Consider the following 21,888-nt stretch of genomic DNA (forward strand, 5'->3'; position numbering starts at 1 on the left):
TGAGCGATCTAGTTTTGTTCTCAACTACTTCTGTGGTTATATGATGAGGTCGTACAAAGTAAAAGGAAAAGCGATGAGGGTTGGAATCGTTGTTGGATCGATCCGCGAAGGCCGCGTTGGCGAGCAGGTAGGCCAGTGGATCCTGGAACAGGCGCAGGCCCACGGCGGAGCCGACTTCGAACTCGTTGACCTCAAGAAGTTCAACGTCCCGCTGTTCACCTCCGAGACCCACCCGGCAATGGCAAACCGCAACTACGATGATCCGGCCGTCCAGTCCTGGAGCGACAAGATCAACGAATTCGATGCCTTCATCTTCGTCACCGCAGAGTACAAACACGGTGTCCCCGGTGCTTTCAAGAACGCTTTCGACTCAATCGCTCCCGAGTGGATGAACAAGCGCATCGCTTTCGTCGGTTACGGCGCTGCCAACGGCACCCGCGCAATCGAGCAGTGGCGTGGCATCGTTGCCAACATGAACATGTGGGATATCCGCTCTACCGTTGAGCTCAGCCTCTTCACCGAGTTCAACGAGACCGGCTTCGCCCCCGATGCTCGCCGCAATGACGACCTCAAGGCTCTTCTCGATCAGCTCGTTGCCTAAGAACGGAACGTGGCTCAGAGTTAACACAAGCGAATAAGAACCGGGTGCGGGGTGGGAAACCATCCCGCACTTTCCTTATTCGGACGTGGAGTCTGCCTGATCACGGATTAACCGTCGTGGCTATGGAACTTGATCGCGACCATGTCTATTCTTGTGCGGCCACAGAACTTATCTTGCGGCCCGTGTTCGCAGGTTACCGGCTGTTTTCCTAGCTTGGAACGACTACTGGCACGCAAGATTTGTTGGGGCGCACTCCCATGCCAGTGCCCCTGCAATTTCGTCAACTCCCATGTGGCATTCAGGTTGCCGCGATAATGTGGGTGTATGGATCTAGTCACAAGTGAACGAGCTCGCCTGCTGTCGACGATGGAACGTGTGGGTGGTGAAGCCCCAACACTGTGCGAAGGGTGGAATACGACAGATCTTCTTCGGCACCTCGTGATCCGTGAATACTATCCGCATCTTGCACTCACATCGAAAATCCCTGGCAAGTTCACTCAGGGGCAACGAGAGGCAAAGGCCAGGCTCGAGGAAGCCGATTTTGAAGAGCTTCTCGACGAGTTCAGGAGTAGCCACCAGAAGTACTCTCCGCTGCAGCTGTCTGCCGTCAACAAGGCATTCAACACTCTCGAGTACGTCATCCACCACGAGGACGTGAGGCGTGCTCAGGAGCCACAGCTTGGCAGGATCCTGCTTGATGAGGAACAGAAGGAAATCTTCTCCTCGCTCAAAGTTATTTCACAGCTGTCGTTCCTCAAGGCTCCGGTAAGAATCGTTCTCGATGCTCCCGGCGTGGGGAGCACAACAGTCCTTGCATCAAAGCGACACGATAGGACCGTGACGATCATAGGAGCTCCGCTCGAGATGGCTCTATTCGCTTTCGGTCGAGAGAAGTACAAGCTCCAATTCGAGGGGCCCGACGATGCTGTCGATGCGGTCACAACTATGAACAGAAAATCTTAATCTTCCCGGCGGGACCACGATGACAGATGGGTCCCCCGTGGTGAGGCGCCGGCTGGGGTTGGTCGGAGACGAAGAGGTGGCGGGAGAATATCCCGCCACCTCACTCTTATGACGATGATGACGATTAATATCCGTCAGTTGAGCATGCGACTTGTAAGCCTGCGCTCGTGATGCCTAGGAGATGTTGCGGCGAGCGCGACGCTCGGCAAGCTCATCCTTAACACCCTCGGCAAACGTGGCTTCAGCTCGTTCGGTTGGTAGCTCGGAGAGAGAGAACTCGATCTCCTGCCAGACACGACCAAGCGCAATGCCGAAGACTCCCTGACCGCCGTTGACGAGATCAATGACTTCGTCGTTCGATGTGCATTCGTAAACCGATGCGCCGTCGGACATAAGGGTGATGCCGGCAAGGTCATGCACGCCGTGCTGCGATAGCTGGTTGATGGCGACCCGGATCTGCTGGAGCGAAACACCGGTGTCGAGAAGCCTCTTCACCACCTTGAGAACGAGAATATCGCGGAAGGAATAGAGTCGCTGGGACCCGGATCCCTGTGCGCCACGGATGCTGGGCGAAACCAGTCCGGTCCTGTCCCAGTAGTCCAGCTGCCGATAGGTGATCCCCACTGCCTTGCAGGCAATCGGTCCACGGTAACCCTCGGACTCATCCAGCGGTTGATCCTCACCAAATAGTGAGGGCTGGAAGGTCTGGGTGTGTGCGGCTTCGTTCACCACGGCCTCCAATTCCTTTTAGCTTCACCTAACGTTATGCCGGGAGGATTGCTCGGTCAATCACCTGGCCGACTTCGGTTTCGGCGTGTCGTTCCTCAAGTAGTGCTTGAGGCTTTAGTCGAGTTCGATCTCCACATTTTCGACCAGGAGAGACTGGTAGAGCTTGACGAGAAGGGCCGACATCTCACTGCCTTGAGCATATGCTCTTTCCCGTGCGACCGGTGATTGTTTGGCGAGCTGTGGGGCCAGGACAGAACGCACCATGTTGGCATGGTTGTGCGCCGAGTTCTTGACGGACCTCACCTGCCTAATATCCACACCAGCATCGATCAGCATCGTCGCGTACCTGACGATGTCCACAGCGTGGGAGGTAAGCCGTCCGCGCGGATCAACTTCGACGACACCAAGTCGCGCGAGCTCCTCAATGTCTTCAACCGTTGCTCCGGTCAGGTCGGCAACCTCACGCTTGGTGAGGCGTGTGCCGGGCTTGGGCCGGGGAACATCGTCGTGAGCAACCGCTCTCATGCGGCCGGGGTGGCCGTCACCTGCTCGGCCACTGTCGAGCTGGTCGAGCAGTTCACCGATTTGCGTGAGCGGGAGGTACCTGTCGCGCTGCTCGGTGAGGATGAACTGCAGGCGTGCCACATCGGCGCGCGAGAAGAGGCGCTGATTGGAAGCTGTGCGGTGCGGGACAACGAGTTCGATAGTCTCGTAGTACCGGATCTTCGAGACGTTGAGCATCGGAAACTCAGCACTAAGAATTTCGCGCACCTCACCGATCTTCAGAGTCGGTTCGTGAGAGACATCAAATGGCCACGATACGGGTGTGTCATCGTGATGAAGTTTCTTTTCAGATTGCGCCATTACTGTGTGCGGTTGGGTGAAGCATGGAAGGTCATCCGGTACTTACCGATCTGAACCTCATCACCGGTCATGAGTGACATTTCGTCGATACGTTCGCGGTTGACGTAGGTACCGTTGAGCGAGCCGTGATCGCGCACGTAGAAGTTGCCCTCGTGGCGCAAGAACTCGCAGTGCTGCCGAGAGACAGTTACGTCATCAAGGAAGATATCTGACTTGGGGTGGCGTCCCGCGATCGTGGACTCGGAGTCGAGAAGGAACCGCGCCCCGCTATTGGGGCCCTTTTGGACGAGAAGGAGCGCGGAGAATGGAGGCAGTGCCTGTACTGCCGCAAAATCCTGTTCGCTCATCCCAATCCTGCGAGCGTCGAGTTCACCCGTTTCGGGAGAGCCGCTAATCGCAGAGAACTGTGAAGTTGCCGTGGGATCAATCTCGGGGTTCGACATCCCAACCTCCTCGCCGTTATCTGTTTGTAACATCCTAGCCTGTTTTCTTGCGACACGCCGAGCTTTGACGAACGGGTATCAGGGGAAAGTCAGCGATCCACACCACCATTTTCAACCCCACTCAGCAAATTTTGCAAGAGAGCGAGCGAGTTTAATCAAGATTGACGGCACGGGTATCTGAGGCTTGGCAAAGGCACCGACTTCCCGGTCTCGTCATGCTCTAGGAAAAGGGGGTGGTTGCCGGCTGTCACAGGCCTCTGGTACTACTCGCTCTTCGCGATAGCTACCTAGCGCTCTCCGGCGAGGAAGCGCGTCGTCTCAGCAAAGGTGTCACGTACGCGCTTGTCGCGTATGCGGGAATCGGTTCCGTCGAGCACGATTTTGCGCAGGGCTGCAGGGGCATTTGCTCCCGGTCCTTCGAGCCAAGTCTGAGCCTGGTCGATGGTCTCCTCCGTCGTGGGGAACAGTGCGTAGAGGATGCGTTCAGCAATCTCTTGGGTGCGTTCACGCCACACTCCCAGTGCAATGTCGAAGAAGGGGTACGTTTCTGCCTCAAAGGGCTGGGTGGCGCCGGCCAGGAGTGCTGAGAGGCGGTTGTTGGACACGACTTCGTCGAGGGCTTGGCGGTAGGCCTGCCGGCGGTGGTCCGGAAGTGAAGCAACCGCCTCCATGTGCGCAACGATGTCAGCCTCGCTCGGGTTGATCAGTTCCCCGTCGAGTTCGTGCTCGGTGGTCGAGCCGGTTGCTGCGAGACCTATGAGGAGCTGCCACTTCGCATCGGGGTCTCCCACGACCGTCGCGAGCGCCTCCTTGAGGAGCGGCTCCGCCTCGGGAAGGGTCGCTCCAGCACGTGCGAGCGCGCCCCGCCACAGGTGAATGCGATCCTGGTCGTGGTTGTCGACAGCGTCGCGCCAGGAGTCATCGCAGATGCCGAGCCAGATGCTGCGGACAGTGTCCTGGTCGTGCGTGTAGTGCTCAACAATGTATTCGCAGTTGCGGATCATCTGCCCGAGTTGGCTGGAGTCTGGTTCATCGTGGAAACGACCAACTGCCTCCATGTACCTTGCCGGGTCAAGCCTGGCATCACGCACTGCCTCCCACAGTCCTGCCCACACAACGCTACGTGCGAGGGGGGCTTCGATGTGGGTGGTGAGGACACTTTCGAGATGATCGGGGTCGAGGGACGCGATCGCGTAGGTGTGCGCCTCATCGTTGGGGATGATGATGTCGCCGTCAAGGTCGAGGGTGACGGTGTCGGTGATTTCCACCATTTGTTGATCCACCCGGACGAGCTCTCCGCCTTGACGGACGTAGCCACCTACGCTGAGGCGATGGGGACGATCGATCGGGGTTCCGTCCGGTTCAGTTCCCTCCTGTGTGAGGATGTTGCCGGTGACTTGCAGGCGGGAGACTCCCGTGGTCTTGAGCCACGCATCTGCCCAAGATCGAAGGTCGCGTCCCGAGGTTTCTTCGAGAGCGATGAGGAGATCGTCGAGTTTGGCGTTACCGAACTCGTGCTTCTTAAAGAAGGCCCTGGCACCCGCGAAGAAGGCGTCTTCTCCCACATAGGTGACGAGCTGGCGAAGCGTAGCAGCGCCCTTTGCGTAGGTGATCCCGTCAAAGGCTTGGTCTGCTGCCTCGAGATCGGTGATGTCGGCAACGATCGGGTGGGTGGTGGGCCGGTTGTCGTTGAGGAACGCCCACACCGATCGCCGTGCCGTGAATGCGACCCAGGCTTCCGTGTATTCGGTGGCGTGGGTGGAGGCCCAGGCACCCATGAATTCGGCAAAGGATTCTTTGAGCCACAGGTCATCCCACCAGACGGGGGTGACGAGGTCACCGAACCACATGTGGCTCATTTCGTGCAAGATCGTATTTGCTCGCCCGGCCTTCATTGCCCGAGTGGCGTGCCCCCGGGGAATATAGGCTTCTGTGAACGTGACGAGTCCGGGGTTTTCCATGGCACCCAGGTTGTATTCGGGAACGAATACTTGGTCGTACTTCCCCCACGGGTACGGGTAATCGAATGCTTCCTCGAACAGGGCGAGTCCCTTGAGGGAAATATCGAAGATTTCTTCGTGATCGAGGTGCTCGGCTAGCGATGCTCGGCAGTAGAGAGAAAAACGTGGATCATCCGCGGACTGAACCTTGTGGTAGGGGCCTGCCACAATCGCAGTCAGATAGGTAGGAATGCGTTTTGTGGGAGCAAAAATGTGCCGCACTCCCCCATCAACATCCACGGTCTCAGTCGCGGCGCTGTTGGACAGCACCGTCCATCCCCCCGGTGCGGTGACCTCAAACTCAAAGGAGGCCTTGAGGTTGGGTTGCTCCATGTTGGGGAACACCCGCCGAGCATCAGCCGGCTCGTACTGGGTGTAGAGGTAGACCGCATTGTCCACCGGGTCGACGAACCTGTGGAGGCCCTCACCGGAATGGGAGAAGAAGCCCTTCGCGGTGACGGTCACCGTATTCTTGGACTGAAGGTTTTCCAGATGGATCCGAGCACCATCCCAGTTCGAGGGAACGTCCTCACCGTTGAGGACAACGGAGCTCACCTCGGTGCCGATAAAGTCGAGGAACGTTTCGTCTCGGTCGCCTTCGAAGGTGATCGTTGAGACGACGTCAAACGTTTCCTCACCTCGCACATCGAGGGCTACGTGGTAGGTATCGACTGTCAGATTGCTTCGGCTTGCCGCTTCTTCACGTGTTAAGTTCTCGCTCACGGGCCCATACTAGGACGATTGAGCGGCCGCGGGCCACACGATAACTGAATGCCAGCGACAATTTTACAAACACTCTTCAACGTGTCGACGGTTTGTCGTTTGCGCGAAATGTCTCGACAAGCGGTCGAAAGGCATGCACCGGGAGTTGCCAAAACACCCAGCGGTCCGCAAGCTCAATAATTTTTTGCCTCGGCCGCAGAGCTTCCCAGGCCCCGGTGCTACTACCTGCTGCGGAGAGCAACATGCCCCGCTGCGGCGTGAAGCGTCAAAATAGATTGGCGGCAATTCGATCCCGATTCGACATGCGGCCGTGAAACTCCTGGGGCGTTGACGTGTGGAAGGATGTGTTCTCGAACTACGATGAGAGCTACGAAAGAAAGGTCGATCAATGATTGTTGGCATCCCGGTTGAAATCAAGGACGATGAGGCACGTGTCGGGCTGACACCTGCCGGTGCTGGTGAGCTTGTTGCTGCCGGCCACACTGTTCTCGTTGAGACGGGTGCAGGAGCCGGCGCGCAGTGCTTCGACGAAGACTACGCTGCCGCGGGTGCTCAAATCATTGATACGGCCGAAGAGGTCTGGAACAGCGCACAGCTCATCATCAAAGTGAAGGAACCGATCGGTGCTGAGCTCGACTACCTCCGCGAGGACCTGACTGTCTTCACCTACTTCCACCTGGCTGCTGACGAAGAGCTTTCCAAGCGCGTTGTTGATTCGGGTGTGACCGCCGTCGCCTACGAAACGGTACGCCTCCCCAGTGGCGCACTGCCCCTACTCATGCCCATGTCAGAGATCGCGGGCCGGCTGGCACCCCAGGAGGCAGCTCACCATCTCATGAAGCCCTTCGGTGGGCCGGGTAGGCTCATGGGTGGTGTCCCCGGAGTCCCACCGGTCCGTACCCTAGTCCTCGGAGCCGGAACCGTGGGTTCACATGCTGCCAAGGTCGCCGTTGGGCTCGGGGCTGACGTGACGGTCATGGACGTGAATACGGAGAAGCTCCGCGCACTCGATCGGGAGTACGGAACCCGAATCAGAACCTACACCTCCTCCCCCGCCCACGTGTGCGATGAACTGCCACAGGCCGATGTCATCATCGGCACCGCTCTTATCCCCGGTGCTCGCACACCCCAGCTCGTCACAGAAGACATGTTTGGCCTTCTCAAGGACGACGTGCTTCTCATTGACGTTGCCATCGACCAGGGTGGTTGCTTCGTTGGATCACGTCCGACTTCCCACCACGATCCCCTCTTCCGAGATGGCAATCGCATCTACTACTGCGTTGGCAACATGCCCGGAGCGGTGCCCGTCTCGGCAACGGCCGCCCTTACCGACCAGACTCTCCCCTACATCAAAGAGCTCGTCAACGGCCCCTTCGATGCGATGAAACGCCGCGAGGAGCTTGCCCTCGGACTCCAGTCCGCCCGTGGCCAACTCTTCGAAACCGGTGTTGCGCACGCGTTCGACCTGCCCTCCTCGGACCGTGAAGCCTTCCTCGACTCCGTGACCGATTAGAGATTACTCCGTCGCTGTACGGGATTAACTGCAAAGATAGTCAAATTCATCCGCTGAAGTTCTGCGTGATCCAAACCTGAAGAATCGACATTCTATGACTCCCCCGTGAGTCCACGACCAGGGCTCACGGGGGAACCTGTCTCAGGCAGTGAACACCGGCGCGCACTTTTATCGAAACGAGTGGTTTAAGCCATCGTTGCGGGGTAGGTTTGGAAGCGTGAGTAACGTAACCGTAGCCATTTCGCCCGACTGGACCATCGATCTCGACATTCCTGGCATCACAGTCGTTGAGTGGGACTTTAAGTCCCCAGCACCCGTGGACCACATCGACATTGCTGTCGCACCCCACGCCACCACCCCGGATCTTGTTGAGCGTGTCGCCAACACTGGAACAAAGTTGCTCCAGCTCGGCTCGATCGGATACGACCCGATCCCGCGTGACTTGCCCGAGGGACTTGTCGTGGCGAACGCAGCCGGCGTTCACGAAACAGCAACCGCCGAGCACACGCTCGCCATGCTCCTCCACTCCACTCGTGAATTCGATCGCTCCATCCGGGCCCAGCAGAACCAGACCTGGGACCAGTTCGATACGAAGGGTCTGGCGGACTCCACAATCGTTCTCGTTGGCATCGGCGGAGTCGGTACCGCCATCGCCCAGCGCCTTGCTCCTTTTGAAGCCAACGTCATTCGTGTCGCATCGAGGCGCAGGGAGGACATGTACGGGACGGTCTTCTCCCTAGAGGAACTTCCCGAACTGCTCCCCCAGGCTGATTCCGTCATTGTCGTTGTCCCCCTCAACGCAAAGACCGAAGGCCTGATCGATGATCAATTCCTGTCCCTCATGCCCGACGGTTCGACGCTCATTAACGTGGCCCGCGGCAAAGTAGCCAACACCGATGCGCTCCTCAAGCACGCTGACCGCATCCGGATCGCACTCGACGTGACCGATCCCGAACCGCTACCCGATGAGCACCCGCTGTATGAGAAGGCCCTTCTCATCACCGCCCACAACGGTGGCAACACGGCAGCCATGATCCCCCGCATGAACCGCCTCGTCCGCCGTCAGGTCGGCAACATGATCTCCGGACAGCCCTTCGTCAACGTTGTCCTTGGCGGAGAACGAGCGTAACGAAAGGCGCCACGCGCCGCTCAGATAGCCGGTGGAGAAACTCTTGAGTGCTGGTCTCGAAGTTTAGGTTTCGGGACCAGCACTTTTTTATTACCTAGGTCGTTTGGTCATGAACGGCTTTGCTTCAGGTATCGGTAGATAGTTGGTTCTGAAACGAGGAGCCGGCTTGCCAGCACCGACACTGCTCCCCGCAGCTGAAAGAATCCGTCCTCGTCAAGGATCCTGACAATCTCGAGTCGGTCCTCCTGTGTATAGTGCGCCACCGGGTAGGGGCGCTGACCGAAGGCGGTATCAATCGCGGTCGAAGTGATTTCTGAAATCGAATTGGCAATGAGCTCTGGCTTTTCTTCCTCGGTTTCCTGATCCCTGTCGTCGAGGTTGCTGAAGTAGGCATTGCCGATTTGGCTGACCAGTGCGTCAAGGTTGCGGAGCAACGTCTGGTCGGCATTCAGACAGAGTGCTCCGACAATCCTGCCATCTTTGCGAATGAAATATGTTGCCGAGCGAAGACTGCGTGGAACGTCGGAATTCACCGTGTAGCCGGTGACGAATTCTCTATTGTCGTACTGTTTGGTATGGACGGCTCGGATAATTAGATCCGTTGCGGGAGAGCCAACTTTCCTGCCGGTTACCTCACCATTCGCAATCGCAACAACCGAATGATCCAGGTCGGCTACGTCGTGCAGAACCACTTCTGTCGCGCGCCCCAATGCCTCCCCGAGAAACGTGACGAGCGGAGCAAAGGACATGACGTATTCACTGTCGTTGAGTTCTAAATGCGGCTGATTGGTGGATTGCTTGTAGATTTTCAACTGTTCCTCATTGAAGGTCTAATTGGACGAGGCGGTGCCGTGACAAGTCATCCGAATCTGAAAGCCCATAGTCCGGGGAACGGGATACCCGGATAGTAAGTCGGAGATGAATCCTTCATGGCACACTGTGGTTGTTCTCCACTCATCGTTCAGCGAAGAACAACCACAGCCCCTTGTCTTGCTCGGAGGTAAGAACTTCGTACTAGAGCAGTTCCTGACCACGGGCGATGTAGGAACCCATTTCTTCATCGGGAACCATGTTGCCACCGGTAATCCAGCACAGGTGGGTGGCATTGGCCAGGCGCTCATCGGTCAGTCCAGTGCGCTCTCGATACTCGGCAACCGGCTTCCCTGTGCCATTCATCCGCACGATGCCGGAGAAGGCAGTCGCGGAAGAGGGCTCAATTCGGAGGTCTTCGGCTTCTGCGAGAGTGGCAACGTGGCGATACATTTCCTCATCGGTCACCGTGTAGTAGCCGTCGATCAGGTACTGCATGTGTTGACCAACAAAGGCTGATGGGCGCCCACACGCGAGACCGTCCGCTGCGGTGAGATTGTCGATTCCAAAGTCCTGGACTGACAAGCCATCGTGAGCGCCAGTCATGACTCCAAGAAGCATGGAAGGAGAATGTGTCGGTTCGGCGAAGATGCAACGGACAGCATCACCAAACACTGACTTGAGCCCGAACGCCACCCCTCCGGGGCCGCCGCCAACACCGCAAGGCAGGTAAACGATGAGCGGATGATCTTCATCGACCCGGACGTCGTACGCAGTCAGTTGTCCGGCTATTCGTGCCGCCGCAACGGCGTACCCGAGGAAGAGTGAAGTAGAGTTCTCATCATCCACAAAGTAGATCGTGGGGTCACTCTCGGCCTCTTTTCGGCCTTGCGCTACGGCGACAGAATAGTCGGATTCATATTCGACAACATCAACGCCATGCTCGCGCAGCTTTGCCTTCTTCCATTCTCGTGCATCAGCAGACATGTGGACCGATGCCTGGAAACCTAGTTGGGCTGACATGACACCGATGGAAAGGCCGAGGTTGCCAGTGGAACCGACGGCGACCCGATACTGGCTAAATACCTCTCGTGCCCTGTCGGTATTGAGTGCCCGATAATTGTCGTCGAGGGTAATGAGGCCATGCTCCAGTGCAATGTCTTCTGCATGCTTGAGAACCTCGTAGACTCCGCCACGGGCCTTGATCGAGCCAGAAATGGGCAAGTGTGAGTCGAGCTTGGCCCAGACCTGCCCAGCAATCGTAACCCCGTACCGTTCCTCGAGAACGGACTTCATGGCAGGCACGCTGACAAGTGGTGATTCGAGGATGCCCGCGGTGGGTGCGGCTGCTGGGAATACATCTGCAAGGTAGGGAGCCCACCGCCTTAGCCGGTCGGCAGCGTCCTTAATATCCGCTTCGGTGAGACCGACGTGCGCAAGCCCCTCCACAGTGTTCTTAATGTTTGGGTTGAACCACTCCAACTCCGTCATCTCCTGCAAGCTGGAGATCATGGGGAACTCTTCCACCCATTGGTTAATCGTTTTGCCAAATACTTCGGTCATGTCCACAGTCCTTTCACGTTTGTTATTTTCATTATTTCGGGAGGACGCTCTCCCTCAGTGTTTACTTTTTGGCACGGGTCGTCGTCGTGTGCCCGCTTCCCTGGCCTAGATGATGAGGTCGACAAGGAGAATTGATGCCATGGCGGTCACCGATGCAACGGTTGTTCCACCGGTGAGGGTCTTGTAGGCCTGACCAACAGAAATTCCCATGTATTCCTTATACAGCCAGAACAGTGAGTCGGTGACGTGAGTCAGGCCCATCGCACCAGCACCGACGGCAAGGACAAGGAGGACCGGGGAGAGGGACGGATCAACGATGAGCATCGGCGCGACAATGCCGGCCGCAGAAATCATGGCGACAGTTGCGGAGCCAACGGCAAAGTGCAGAACCATAGCGATGATCCAAGCCAGGATCAGAGGATTCACCGACCAGCCGGATAGTGCGTCAGCGATCGCTGGGGCAACGCCCGACTCGGTCAGCACTGCGTTGAAGGCCCCTCCCGCACCAATAATCAGAAGGACACTCGCGATCGGAGCAAAACTCGAGTCGGTGATGTCAGAGAGCTTGTCGAGCCGGATGCCTCTGCGAACACCGAGAGACCAATAAGCAAAGAGCACTGAAATGAGTAGCGCAATAATCGGGTGGCCGATGAGCAGCATGATATTGAGAAGCGCATTGCCTTCTTCAAGCGTTGATTCGGCGACCGTACGTGCCACCATGAGCAGGAGAGGAAGCAGGATCGTGAAAACAGTAATTCCGAAACCCGGAAGATCCTGAACCTCGTCGGATTCTCCATTGATGGTGGGTTCATTCAGTTCACCACCAAGCCCTGAGCCACCGTGAACACCTGCGGGCACGAGTTCAAGAGCTTCCTGCTTAAGGACCACCCTCATGTACAGCGGTCCGCCAATGAGAACCGTGGGCAGCGCGACCAGGAGGCCAACAAGAATTACCTGACCAACATCGGCACCAAGAGTTTGCGAAACGGCCGTGGCTGCCGGGTGGGGAGGAAGAAGGCAGTGAACTGCCATGAGTGAAACGATGAGCGGAACACCAACATAGAGTGTCGAGACTCTCGCCTTCTTGGCAACAACGAAGACAAGTGGCACGAGAAGGACGAATCCAACCTCAACAAAAACGGGAATGCCGGCAATCAGGCCGAGTAGTGCCATGACAATTGGGGCACGGTGCACTCCAAAAACATTCAGGAGTGAAATCGCCAGTCTCTCGGCACCCCCTGACACATCGAGGAGCTTCCCGAGCACTGCCCCAAATCCGATAATGAGGACGAGGAATCCGAGAGTGCTCCCTACCCCTGCTTCCAGCAGGTCGCCAATATTCCCGAGCTCCACTCCTGTCACGAGGGCAACGCTGATTGCGGCAATTGTGAGAGCCAAGGCGCCATGCATCTTCAGCACGACTATAAGAAAGACGATGAGGGCAATCGCCGCGAATAACACGACGAGCAACCCTCCAGTGGACAGATCCATGTGACCTCCGAAATCACAACGTCGTGAATGACTCAAAACAATACGAGGCACCCAAGCGAATAGTTGATAAGAAAGTTCTTATCGCGATAACAAGAATGTTAGTGAGGTAATGGAGTCCTGACGTGGGACGAAAGTCTTTGGAGCTAGACGGCACGAAGGAGGCCCGGAGCAATGGCTCCGGGCCTCCGGTGCTTCCGTTCGGGTCCGCTTGCATTAGCCCGTGATCTGAAGGAGTGCGTTCTCAACCAGCTCGGGCATCGCCGGGTGGATCCAGTACTGGGTGGTAGCGATATCGCGCGCAGTCTGACCGGTCGACATGGCCTGGATGAGGATCTGGATGAGGGTGGGTGCGTGCGGTCCGATGATGTGGGCTCCGAGGATCTTCGTGGTGTCGCGTTCGGCGATGATCTTCGCGTAACCGGTCGTGTCCTCCATCGCCCAGCCGTAAGCGATCCCCGCATACTGCTGCTTCGCAACAATGATGTCGTAGCCGGCCTCGCGGGCTTCCTCTTCCGTCATGCCCACGGTTGCGATTTGGGGGTGGCCGAAAACTGCTGCGGGAACGAACCGGTGGTCGGTCTCCATCATGTCGTTCGGGTGTAGGAGATTGTGGCGGACCGTCTTCGCCTCCTTGTTAGCCACGTGCTTGAGCTGGTACTGGGAGGAGACATCACCCAAGGCAAAGACGCCCTCGAGAACATCGCCATAGGGATCCAGCACTCGCTGGTAGGAGTCGACAGCGACTCGACCGTCTTCACGGGTTCCGATGCCAGCGGCGGCAACATCGAGATTATCAGCATTCGACACGCGGCCTGTGGCCACGAGGATATCGTCAGCGACGATCCTCTTCTCAACACCATCCTGGGTACCGACGAGAGTGACCTGTCCCGAGGAGTCACGGGAGATAGATGTGGAGGAGAAGTTGAGCTCCACCATGTAGGCATCTGAGGCCAGCTTTGTGTAGGTGTCTGCAATATCGGCGTCGTAGCTGCGCAGCATCACGTTGGAGCGGGCTACCACGGTCACCTGGGTGCCGAGCGAAGCAAAGACGTGCGCCATTTCCGCAGCAATGAATCCCGATCCCAGGATGATGAGCGAGGCGGGTAGCTGTTCGATTCGCATGATCGAATCGGATGTTTGGGGATGTACATCAGCAAGGCCTTCAATGGCTGGCATTGTCGGGTGCGAACCGGCAGCAATGACAACGCGGTCGGCCGTGATCTCCTCGAGCCCATTGCCGGTCTCGACCACCATGGTCTTCGGGCCGGTGAACCGACCGACACCGCGGTACACGGTCATGTTCTTATTGTCTTCGTGGCTGACCCGGTACTCTTCACCCCCTTGAGCGATCGGATCGATCCGTCCAAAGATCCGATCGCGGATCGCGGGCCAATCAACACCGTTGAGCGTTTCATCCACCCCGAAGCGTGCTGCCTCCGCGGGGGTTCCAGCTACTTCTGCGGTGTAGGCGAACATTTTTGTGGGAATACATCCAACATTGAGGCACGTCCCACCAAAGACGCCCTTCTCAACGAGAGCAATCGACAGGTCGGCGAATTCCGGTCCCGGCAGGCTGTTTCCTGAGCCGGTACCGATCAGGAGAAGGTCATAATGAGTCATGAAACCACTGTAGTCTTCTTCAACTTCGCCCACTTAGCAGTCATGCCAGGCACAAACACTGGGAACAAAACTGATGAGGATCGAGTTCGGTCCAGAACACCCTTCTTGATACCTCAACACCTCGGGGATTGGCCGGGTGGACGCGAACCTCATTGTTTGCAGGTGCGAGAGCGGATATTGCGATAGCGAAAGGTTCCGTCACTCTCCTCATCCCCCGCCTTTGGCTTCCACCTTTCGCTGAGGGATGGTTCTTGGCTCCCATGCTCTTTCGGGTAACGGTCACCGGTCCCCCACCTGCCACCGGCACGTACCCTTCCTAAACTGACCGCAAGACCACACCACTATTGGGGTGAGAGGACGTGTCTGAGGTTGAACTGTAACCAGAATACGGTTTATTCGGCTGGACCATTGGAACTTACTCCTACGACGACCCTAGTCGCACGCGCGGTCCGCATTGAGGAATGCTCGTGCAGCGAGGCAGAGCTTTTTCGCCACAGCCGGTTCTGTTATCAATTGTCGATATGCCCAGATGTCAATTGTCGATGTTTGGAGTAAGTGACCCCAGGAGGGTTCGTGTGGCGGAATGTTGGGGGTGGTCGAGAACCTGGTCTCTGTGACCAATTTCCACGATCTTGCCCAGTTCCATGACCGCGATGCGGTCGGAGACCTGGCCAATGACGCCGAGGTCGTGGGAGACAAACAGCTGGGTGAGCCCGTGCTCCCTTTGCAGAGACTGGAGGAGTTCAAGGATCTCCGCCTGGACGGTCACGTCGAGGGACGAAACCGGTTCATCCGACAGTAGGATTTGCGGATCTGTCGCCAGGGCCCGGGCAACCGCCACTCGCTGCCTCATTCCCCCGGACAGGTGCAGGGGCCGGGCAGCTACGGCAGATTCGGACAGCCCAACATCGGCAAGGAGCTCCTTAACCCGCTTCTGAACCTGTTCCGGGGCCTTCCGGTAGCGCGGATATTCTCCAAACGAAACGGCATCCGAAAGAACCGATCCGACGCGAATGCGGGGGTCGAAGGATGACAGTGCATCCTGGTAAATGATCGAGATCTTCGGGCGGTGTGGGCGGCGCTCGGTTTCTGTCAGGTCCGACCAGGGCTGCGAGAGCAATTCCACCGCTCCCGAGGTTGGAGTATCCAGACCGAGAAGGAGCCGAGCCAACGTTGTCTTTCCCGAACCGGACGGACCAACGAGGCCGAGGGTTTCGCCTCTGAACAGTTGGAAGTCAACACCGTCAACGGCCCTCCGATCCGGGATCGTCGACGTACCGGGGAAGACCCGCACCAGGTTCTTCCCTTCCATGACGACCTCACGGTTTTCTCGGGGTGCCGCGGTTGATCTGGTCGGTACGGAGGCAATGAGCTGCCGGGTGGTGGGATGCTGCGGAAGGTTGAGGACCTGACTCGTGGGACCGTGCTCGACGATCTCGCCGTTGACCATGACAGCAACCTCGTCGGCGATCGATTCCACCACGGACAGGTCGTGGGTGATGAGCAGGAGGGCCTTGCCCTGTTCTTTGAGCGAGTTGAGGACGTTGACGATATGGGTTTGAACCGTGCGGTCGAGAGCGGTTGTCGGCTCATCGGCAATGAGGATGGGAGGGTCAGCAGCGATCGCTGCCGCGATGAGTGCGCGCTGGCGCTGACCACCGGACAGTTGCTCGGAGCGCTGTTTCGCTCGCGTGTGGGGCTCATCGAGCCCCACCTGTTCCAGGACTGAAATCACGTGCCCGGGGATGTCTCGAGCAGGGAGTGAAGTGTGGAGCCGGAGAGTATCCCCAATCTCGCGTCCGATGGGGCGCAGGGGATCGAGCGACACGAGAGCATCTTGGAGGACGAGCCCGATGCTTTTGCCCCGGATCTTCGACCAGGCCCTACCGCCGATCCCGTTCAGTTCCTCGCCCTCGAGCTTCAGGCTCCCGGTCACCTTCGCATTCTGTCCCGCGAGTCCCATGAGGCTTCTGGCTGTGACTGATTTTCCGGAACCGGATTCACCGACAAGGGCAAGGCAGGTGCCGGGAACGAGATCAAGGGACACGTTTTTGACGATGGGCCGGTTGAATGAGACGTTGAGGTCCCGTACTTGGTACACGTTTACACGCTCCTCACTCGGGTGGAGATGGCGCGTGACAGGACCGTCGTCGCGACAGCGGTCGCGATGATCGCGAGGCCGGGGAAAAAGGTCATCCACCATGCGCTCGACGTGAGATAGGTGCGTCCCGCGTTCATCATCGCACCCCATTCGGGTGAGGGCGGGACGGTGCCGAGCCCCAAGTACGACAGGGATGCTGCCCAGACAATGCCCTGGCCAATGCCGAGGGTGGCAATGACGAAGAGTGGGACCACGAGGTTCGGGAGGATTCTGCGGTTCAGAATCTGCATTCTGCTTCTGCCGAGAGCTCGATCAGCTTCAACATAACCTGATTGGGCGATTTTGACGGTCTGGGTACGAATCATTCGGGCGTATCCGGGAGCTGAAGCCAGTCCGACCGCGATCGTCGACGTAACAACGCCGGGACCGATCGCGGTAATGAGAAGCAGGGCCAGCACAATTCCGGGCAGGGCAAACAGAACTTCAACGAGACGGTTAAGGCTGAAGTCCATCCAACGCGGGCCAAGCCCAGAACCGACACCGAGGAGAGCACCGAGCGACAGTCCCACACCGGTTGCTGCGACACCGATGATGAGGGAGTCTTTCGTGCCGTGTACGACTCGGCGGAAAATATCCCTGCCCGATTCGTCCGTGCCAAACCAGTGCTCGGATCCGGGTGGGCTGAAGCCCGCCGCCGGATCCACGGCCAGTGGGTTGCCGGGGGCGATCAGTCCCGGTACGAGTGCGCACAGGAGAAGGAAGACGAGGAAGATCAGGGCTAGCCAGGCACCCCAACCAAGTCCGCTTCTCTTCGAGGCAGTTGTGAGAACGGGAAGGCTCATGACACCTTCCTCTTTTGCGGATTGATTTTCCTGGCACGCGGATCAATCGCGACTTCGAGAAGGTCGACGATGAGGGTGACCATGCAGTAGACGAAGGCAATGATCATGAGGATCCCGATCACGAGCGGCATGTCCCGCACCCCGACAGCAGACAGTAGTGTGCGACCAATCCCCTGCCGAGCAAAGACTTCCTCAACAATCACGGCACCGGACATGAGGGAGCCGAATGCCCATCCGCTCAGCGACACTGCGGGCAGGGAGGCATGTCTCAACAGGTGCCGTCCGTACAAGCCCAGTGTCTTCTCGCCTCTGGCGCGGGCAGAAATAATAAAGGGTGACTCCATCGCATCCAGCAGCGATTCCCTCATGATCTGTCCAAGGAATCCTGCGGTTGGGATCGCGAGGGTGAGGGCGGGCAGGATGATCGACTTCGTGTCGCTCGTGCTAATGGGTGGGAGGATCCCCAACCAGGTGGAGAAAACGACAATGAGAACGATCGCGAGAGCAAAGTGCGGAAGAGCCGCAAAGACGATCTCCACCATGGACACGATGCGCCACGGGAGCCGCCCAAAGACAGAGATGATCGAGGCAAGGAGAGCCAGAATCCAGGCGAGGAGGAGCGAAACGATTGATAGTACGAGTGTGGATGGGAGCTGCTCCTCCACGATCTCAAGAACCGGCTGATCGAAGGAATAGCTGACTCCCCAATTCAAGGTGAAGATCGACTTCAGCTGAATGAGGTATTGGATGATGAGGGGCTTGTCGAGTCCGTGAGTTTCGATGGCGAGGGCCACCGCTTCCTCACTCGCATTCGACCCGGGCCCTAGGATTGCATCGACCTCATCACCGGGAATGGCTTTAAGGGCAAGAAAAACGATTGTTGCTACGGCCCAGAGGACAAAAAGGATGCCTCCGAGCCGTAGCAGGGTCGCTTTCGCGATGTTCACTAGTTGTTGATCCAGGCGTCACCAAACCACGGGGTGGAGAGGTTCGTTTCCAGGCGGAGTCCCTCGACGTTCTCGTTGTAGAGAACACGCGTCTGCCAGTCGTAAAGGGGCATGACGTATGCGCCATCAACAATCATTTGCTGAGCCTGCGCGTAGAGTTCTTCGCGCTCCTTTTTGTCGGAAGTCTGGTTCGCGCGAGTGAGGAGATCATCGAGTTCGGGATCGCTCACGTTGATGTTGTTTGCGTGGTAACCGGACGGTGCGGGTTCAATTCCGTCGGAATGGAAGATGATGCGAAGCACGTCGGGGCTGGACTTACCGTACGGAGCGGTGATCGCATCGAATTCCCAGGCACCTGCGGCAGCGTACCAGGAGGCTAGGTCCATTGGTTCAATGGTGACCTCGAAGCCAACCTCGGCAGCCTGGGCCTGGATCTGCTCCAGGAGCGACTGTTCGGCAGGAATGGACTGGTTCGTGGAGACCGGGATGCGGACGGTCAGACGCTCGCCGTCCTTGGTACGGACCCCATCGGTTCCCATTTCCCAGCCAGCTTCATCGAGAAGTTCGTTTGCGAGATCCACATCGTAGTCGAATTCGCCGTCATGGGTTATTCCGTAGGGAGTGGATGATGCGAGAAGGCTGGTGGTGCGGTCCACCGTGCCAAAGAAGAGGTTCTCAACACCGGTCTCGATGTCTGATGCATGCATGAATGCTTGGCGCACAAGCGGATCAGAGAAGGTGTTACCACCGGTGTTGAGCTCGAGGCGGGTCGATGCTCCGGAGCGGACACCGAGAAGAGCCTGGACCGGACCATCAGACTTCTCTGCCTGGGAGATCGTATCCGGCTGTGCAGAGTCGATGACGTCCACTTCGCCGGCCTGGAGGGCCGCGTAGCGGGAAGACGCATCGGGCATGAACCGGATCTCGAGTTTCTCGAGGTAGGCCGGGCCGTCATGGGTCGCGGTCGCGGGGGCACTCGTGTAGTTCTCGTTGCGCGAGTAGACGATGGAGTGCTGCCTATTCCATTGCTCCACAACGAAGGGGCCGGTTCCCACCGGCGACTCGCAGTTCTCCTCCATGGAGCGTTCAAGTGCCGCGGGTGATTCCATGGCCAGCCAGGTCTGTGCGAAGGATTCCTGCAGGGCTGCATCCGGTTCGCTCATGTGCAGGATTGCCGTGTGCTCATCAGCCACTTCAACGGATTCAACGTGCTCAAGAGCAAGGTATCCGGTCGACGATTCGGTGGCGGGATCTTGCAGGTGCTCGACATTGACCTTGACGGCCTCCGCATTGAAGGGTGTGCCGTCGGTGAACTCAACGCCTTCGCGGAGCTTGATGGTCCATGTCATGCCGTCCTCGGACATCTCTCCCGACTCCGCGAGCCACGGTTCGACTTCGCCTTCTTCCGTCATGGTGAAAAGGGATTCGGTGACGTTGATGCCGGCGATCTGCTGCGGCATGTTGCCGCCCACGTGCGGGTCGAGACAGGTGGGTTCAGCATCACCCGTGGCAAAGGTCAGGGTGCCGCCCGATACGGGCTCACCTCCCCTTTCTTCTCCCCCTTCATCGGAGGAACAGGCTGCAAGAACGAGGCCGGTGGCCATCAGAGCTGCAAGTGTTGACGAACGACGACGTGTAAACATTCAATCACCTTTGAGTACCGTCACGGTACGACGATCCGGGTCTATTAGGAGCATTCTAAACAGACTTTTCCCAGCTTTAATTTTCGGCCGGTAAAATAAGATTCGCGTGAACTGCGTCATGGCGAAGGCCAACGCATGACCATTGCCGAACCGGTACACAGCATTTCGTGCGTGTTCATGTCATTTGCATGTACGGATTTCTGTCCACACGAGTTCAACTCACCCGGAAGAAGATTGATCGCTGGCTGAGATCGCGCGCATATGAGCTCAATACGGATTCGGCTCAGGAACGTGCACCGCACTTCTCGACATTCGTACGTGGCAGATACCCGCGTCAGAAAAAGGCGAAGATGAGAGATATTTGCCCGTCGACCACAGATGCTCGATCCAGGTGGCTTCGTTCCTTCGGGAAGCTCCGAGACTGCTGGGGAATACACCCCAGCCGTTAGGGCTTACCAAACCTGACATTGCTGTTCTTCTCGCATAGTCTTGCCGGGTGCAACCTTTAAACATTCGTGTCAGTTTGCCCCTCGCGATCGGTCTGGTTGTGGTGGGCGTTCTGCTCCTGGTACTTGCAATCTTCGGGGATCAGACAATCAACTACTTCACCGGGACAATCCTCACGATTCTCGGGACGTGCATGATTTTCGTTCCCACGATCAAGATCACCCGGAACGAGGTCAAGACGATGACCCCGATTGGCCTGACCGTCGGAACATATCCGGTTCGGTTTCCTGGTGACCTTGCCATTCAAAATAAGAAGCTCTGGCACGTACCGACGAATTCAAAGATCTTGTCTCTAGCCTTTGGCTACCGCAAAGCCGATATCGCGGCCCTCGAAGCGCAGATCTACGGCACCGCACAACCCGGCCAGGCCTCCTTCGGTCAGCCCGCATCGCAGCCGCACCAGGGAGTGTCGTACATGGGTCAGTCACCCCAGCAGGCCCCATTCAACCAGCCATTCCCGCAGCAGCCCGTCGACCAAAACCGGGGTCAGGGACGCTGGCAGGTCACGCCTCCACCCCAGGGACAGCCCGCACCCGGCGGTCAGGATCAGTGGGTCGGCTCAGACGAGCGTTTTGCTCCTCGATTTGACCAGAACGACCAGCACTAACTGATATTGGTTCCCGATAGGTAACAACAGTGTGGGGTCCTCTCTTTCGCGAGGGCCCCACACTTTTCCTTTCCCTGCTTCTCTGTTTCCTCAGCAGGTGGCGACCCACTTTCTTCCACAGTTGTCTCGTTACGTTTCCGGAAAAACCATCTGGCTGACTTCAGGACGGCAATTGTGCCGAGGCGGCGGGTAGCGTGGAGTCATGACTCGATCATTTCTCCACGTCATCAGCGGACCCATGTTTGCTGGTAAAACGGACCGGCTCATAACGGAGCTCGAGACTATGGCTACGCAGGATGCTCGAACGCAGGTTTTTACGCACGCGATTGATACTCGCCGTGGAGTCGCTGAGATATCCACCCACGACGGATTGTCGCAACCGGCGATACCGTGCGAAACTGCGTCCGAGCTACTGTCTCTCCTTGATGGGGACACCACAGTTGTTGCGATCGATGAGGCGCAGTTCTTTGGTTCCGATCTTCAGTACGTGGTTGATCAGATCCTTGACCGCAATATTTCAGTCTTGGTCTCTGGCCTATCTGTCACATTTGATGGGAGGCCGTTTACTCCCCTGCCGGAATTAATGGCGGTTGCAGAACGAGTTACCAAGCTGACGGCTACCTGCCACTGCGGATCTCCCGCCGTGTTCCACCGGCCCGTCACAGTGAGAGATACCGATGCATTAACGATCAGTGATGCTCAGGTGGGTGGAGCAGAGACTTACGAGGCCTGTTGCCGCTACCATTTCACGCGCCCAACACAGCCAATCTGAACTTCTGGTCAGATTATTTA

Annotated in this window: 18 protein-coding genes; 6 read left to right on the forward strand and 12 right to left on the reverse strand. The window is 57.7% G+C overall.

Annotated features, from left to right (window positions below):
• Nucleotides 1–73: 73 nt before the first annotated feature.
• A complete protein-coding gene (locus BN1241_RS11520; protein WP_054953698.1) occupies nucleotides 74–601 on the forward strand; it encodes an NADPH-dependent FMN reductase in 528 nt (175 codons plus the stop codon).
• 324 nt (nucleotides 602–925) lie between these two features.
• The gene (locus tag BN1241_RS11525) at nucleotides 926–1,564 is read left to right on the forward strand and encodes a TIGR03085 family metal-binding protein (protein WP_054953699.1); all 639 of its coding nucleotides are present in this window, start codon (nucleotides 926–928) and stop codon (nucleotides 1,562–1,564) included.
• A 174-nt stretch (nucleotides 1,565–1,738) separates the two neighbouring features.
• On the opposite strand, the gene BN1241_RS11530 is transcribed toward BN1241_RS11525, so the two are convergent.
• The 4 genes from BN1241_RS11530 to pepN all read right to left on the reverse strand — a co-directional run bounded on the left by BN1241_RS11530 (nucleotide 1,739) and on the right by pepN (nucleotide 6,323).
• The gene (locus BN1241_RS11530; protein WP_315968847.1) at nucleotides 1,739–2,296 is read right to left on the reverse strand and encodes a MerR family transcriptional regulator; all 558 of its coding nucleotides are present in this window, start codon (nucleotides 2,294–2,296) and stop codon (nucleotides 1,739–1,741) included.
• A gap of 111 nt (nucleotides 2,297–2,407) precedes the next feature.
• Complete coding sequence (gene ftsR / locus BN1241_RS11535; RefSeq protein WP_054953701.1) at nucleotides 2,408–3,157, reverse strand: transcriptional regulator FtsR; 750 nt, start codon at nucleotides 3,155–3,157, stop codon at nucleotides 2,408–2,410.
• A complete protein-coding gene (locus tag BN1241_RS11540; protein WP_054953702.1) occupies nucleotides 3,157–3,600 on the reverse strand; it encodes an FHA domain-containing protein in 444 nt (147 codons plus the stop codon). Before BN1241_RS11540 ends, ftsR begins: the two co-directional genes overlap by 1 nt.
• A 287-nt stretch (nucleotides 3,601–3,887) precedes the next feature.
• Nucleotides 3,888–6,323: an aminopeptidase N gene (gene pepN, locus BN1241_RS11545; protein ID WP_054953703.1), complete on the reverse strand. Its 2,436-nt coding sequence runs from the start codon at nucleotides 6,321–6,323 to the stop codon at nucleotides 3,888–3,890.
• A gap of 388 nt (nucleotides 6,324–6,711) precedes the next feature.
• Between pepN and ald the strand changes: the two genes are divergently transcribed.
• Together ald and BN1241_RS11555 are read left to right on the forward strand one after the other, a co-directional pair.
• Nucleotides 6,712–7,836, forward strand: coding sequence for an alanine dehydrogenase (ald, locus tag BN1241_RS11550; protein WP_054953704.1), 1,125 nt, complete (start codon nucleotides 6,712–6,714; stop codon nucleotides 7,834–7,836).
• Between the two features lie 217 nt (nucleotides 7,837–8,053).
• Entirely contained in the window at nucleotides 8,054–8,965 is a 912-nt protein-coding gene (locus BN1241_RS11555) for an NAD(P)-dependent oxidoreductase (RefSeq protein ID WP_054953705.1), read from the forward strand.
• 107 nt (nucleotides 8,966–9,072) lie between these two features.
• Here the strand turns inward: BN1241_RS11555 and BN1241_RS11560 are convergent, their stop codons facing one another.
• The 8 genes from BN1241_RS11560 to BN1241_RS11595 form a co-directional block, all read right to left on the reverse strand.
• Nucleotides 9,073–9,777 (reverse strand): helix-turn-helix transcriptional regulator, encoded by a 705-nt coding sequence (locus BN1241_RS11560; RefSeq protein WP_230198317.1) that lies wholly within the window; start codon nucleotides 9,775–9,777, stop codon nucleotides 9,073–9,075.
• Between the two features lie 202 nt (nucleotides 9,778–9,979).
• Nucleotides 9,980–11,338 carry a D-serine ammonia-lyase gene (locus tag BN1241_RS11565; RefSeq protein ID WP_054953915.1) on the reverse strand — a complete coding sequence of 453 codons (1,359 nt, stop codon included), beginning with the start codon at nucleotides 11,336–11,338 and terminating at the stop codon, nucleotides 9,980–9,982.
• Between the two features lie 105 nt (nucleotides 11,339–11,443).
• Nucleotides 11,444–12,829 (reverse strand): GntT/GntP/DsdX family permease, encoded by a 1,386-nt coding sequence (locus tag BN1241_RS11570; protein ID WP_054953706.1) that lies wholly within the window; start codon nucleotides 12,827–12,829, stop codon nucleotides 11,444–11,446.
• Nucleotides 12,830–13,042: 213 nt separating this feature from the next.
• On the reverse strand, nucleotides 13,043–14,449 hold the full coding sequence (locus BN1241_RS11575; RefSeq protein ID WP_054953916.1) for a mycothione reductase: 1,407 nt from the start codon (nucleotides 14,447–14,449) through the stop codon (nucleotides 13,043–13,045).
• Nucleotides 14,450–14,981: 532 nt separating this feature from the next.
• Complete coding sequence (locus BN1241_RS11580; RefSeq protein WP_054953707.1) at nucleotides 14,982–16,550, reverse strand: ATP-binding cassette domain-containing protein; 1,569 nt, start codon at nucleotides 16,548–16,550, stop codon at nucleotides 14,982–14,984.
• Between the two features lie 2 nt (nucleotides 16,551–16,552).
• Nucleotides 16,553–17,392 carry an ABC transporter permease gene (locus BN1241_RS11585; RefSeq protein ID WP_054953708.1) on the reverse strand — a complete coding sequence of 280 codons (840 nt, stop codon included), beginning with the start codon at nucleotides 17,390–17,392 and terminating at the stop codon, nucleotides 16,553–16,555.
• Nucleotides 17,389–18,339 (reverse strand): ABC transporter permease, encoded by a 951-nt coding sequence (locus BN1241_RS11590; RefSeq protein ID WP_147599430.1) that lies wholly within the window; start codon nucleotides 18,337–18,339, stop codon nucleotides 17,389–17,391. The genes BN1241_RS11585 and BN1241_RS11590 overlap by 4 nt, the downstream gene beginning before the upstream one ends.
• Complete coding sequence (locus BN1241_RS11595) at nucleotides 18,339–19,982, reverse strand: ABC transporter substrate-binding protein (RefSeq protein WP_054953710.1); 1,644 nt, start codon at nucleotides 19,980–19,982, stop codon at nucleotides 18,339–18,341. Before BN1241_RS11595 ends, BN1241_RS11590 begins: the two co-directional genes overlap by 1 nt.
• A 496-nt stretch (nucleotides 19,983–20,478) precedes the next feature.
• Between BN1241_RS11595 and BN1241_RS11600 the strand changes: the two genes are divergently transcribed.
• Complete coding sequence (locus BN1241_RS11600; protein WP_147599433.1) at nucleotides 20,479–21,096, forward strand: hypothetical protein; 618 nt, start codon at nucleotides 20,479–20,481, stop codon at nucleotides 21,094–21,096.
• 202 nt (nucleotides 21,097–21,298) lie between these two features.
• Entirely contained in the window at nucleotides 21,299–21,868 is a 570-nt protein-coding gene (locus tag BN1241_RS11605) for a thymidine kinase (protein ID WP_054953712.1), read from the forward strand.
• The last annotated feature ends 20 nt before the right edge of the window (nucleotides 21,869–21,888 follow it).

It is taken from the genome of Flaviflexus massiliensis, assembly GCF_001375495.1.
Classification (GTDB): Bacteria; Actinomycetota; Actinomycetes; order Actinomycetales; family Actinomycetaceae; genus Flaviflexus; species Flaviflexus massiliensis.

Coding starts and splice junctions, on each gene's coding strand:
- BN1241_RS11540 (WP_054953702.1), bottom strand. CDS start 3,600: ATGTCGAACCCCGAGATTGATCCCACGGCAACTTCACAGTTCTCTGCG.
- BN1241_RS11565 (WP_054953915.1), bottom strand. CDS start 11,338: ATGACCGAAGTATTTGGCAAAACGATTAACCAATGGGTGGAAGAGTTC.
- BN1241_RS11570 (WP_054953706.1), bottom strand. CDS start 12,829: ATGGATCTGTCCACTGGAGGGTTGCTCGTCGTGTTATTCGCGGCGATT.
- ald (WP_054953704.1), top strand. CDS start 6,712: ATGATTGTTGGCATCCCGGTTGAAATCAAGGACGATGAGGCACGTGTC.
- BN1241_RS11585 (WP_054953708.1), bottom strand. CDS start 17,392: ATGAGCCTTCCCGTTCTCACAACTGCCTCGAAGAGAAGCGGACTTGGT.
- BN1241_RS11525 (WP_054953699.1), top strand. CDS start 926: ATGGATCTAGTCACAAGTGAACGAGCTCGCCTGCTGTCGACGATGGAA.
- BN1241_RS11595 (WP_054953710.1), bottom strand. CDS start 19,982: ATGTTTACACGTCGTCGTTCGTCAACACTTGCAGCTCTGATGGCCACC.
- BN1241_RS11575 (WP_054953916.1), bottom strand. CDS start 14,449: ATGACTCATTATGACCTTCTCCTGATCGGTACCGGCTCAGGAAACAGC.
- BN1241_RS11520 (WP_054953698.1), top strand. CDS start 74: ATGAGGGTTGGAATCGTTGTTGGATCGATCCGCGAAGGCCGCGTTGGC.
- BN1241_RS11605 (WP_054953712.1), top strand. CDS start 21,299: ATGACTCGATCATTTCTCCACGTCATCAGCGGACCCATGTTTGCTGGT.
- ftsR (WP_054953701.1), bottom strand. CDS start 3,157: ATGGCGCAATCTGAAAAGAAACTTCATCACGATGACACACCCGTATCG.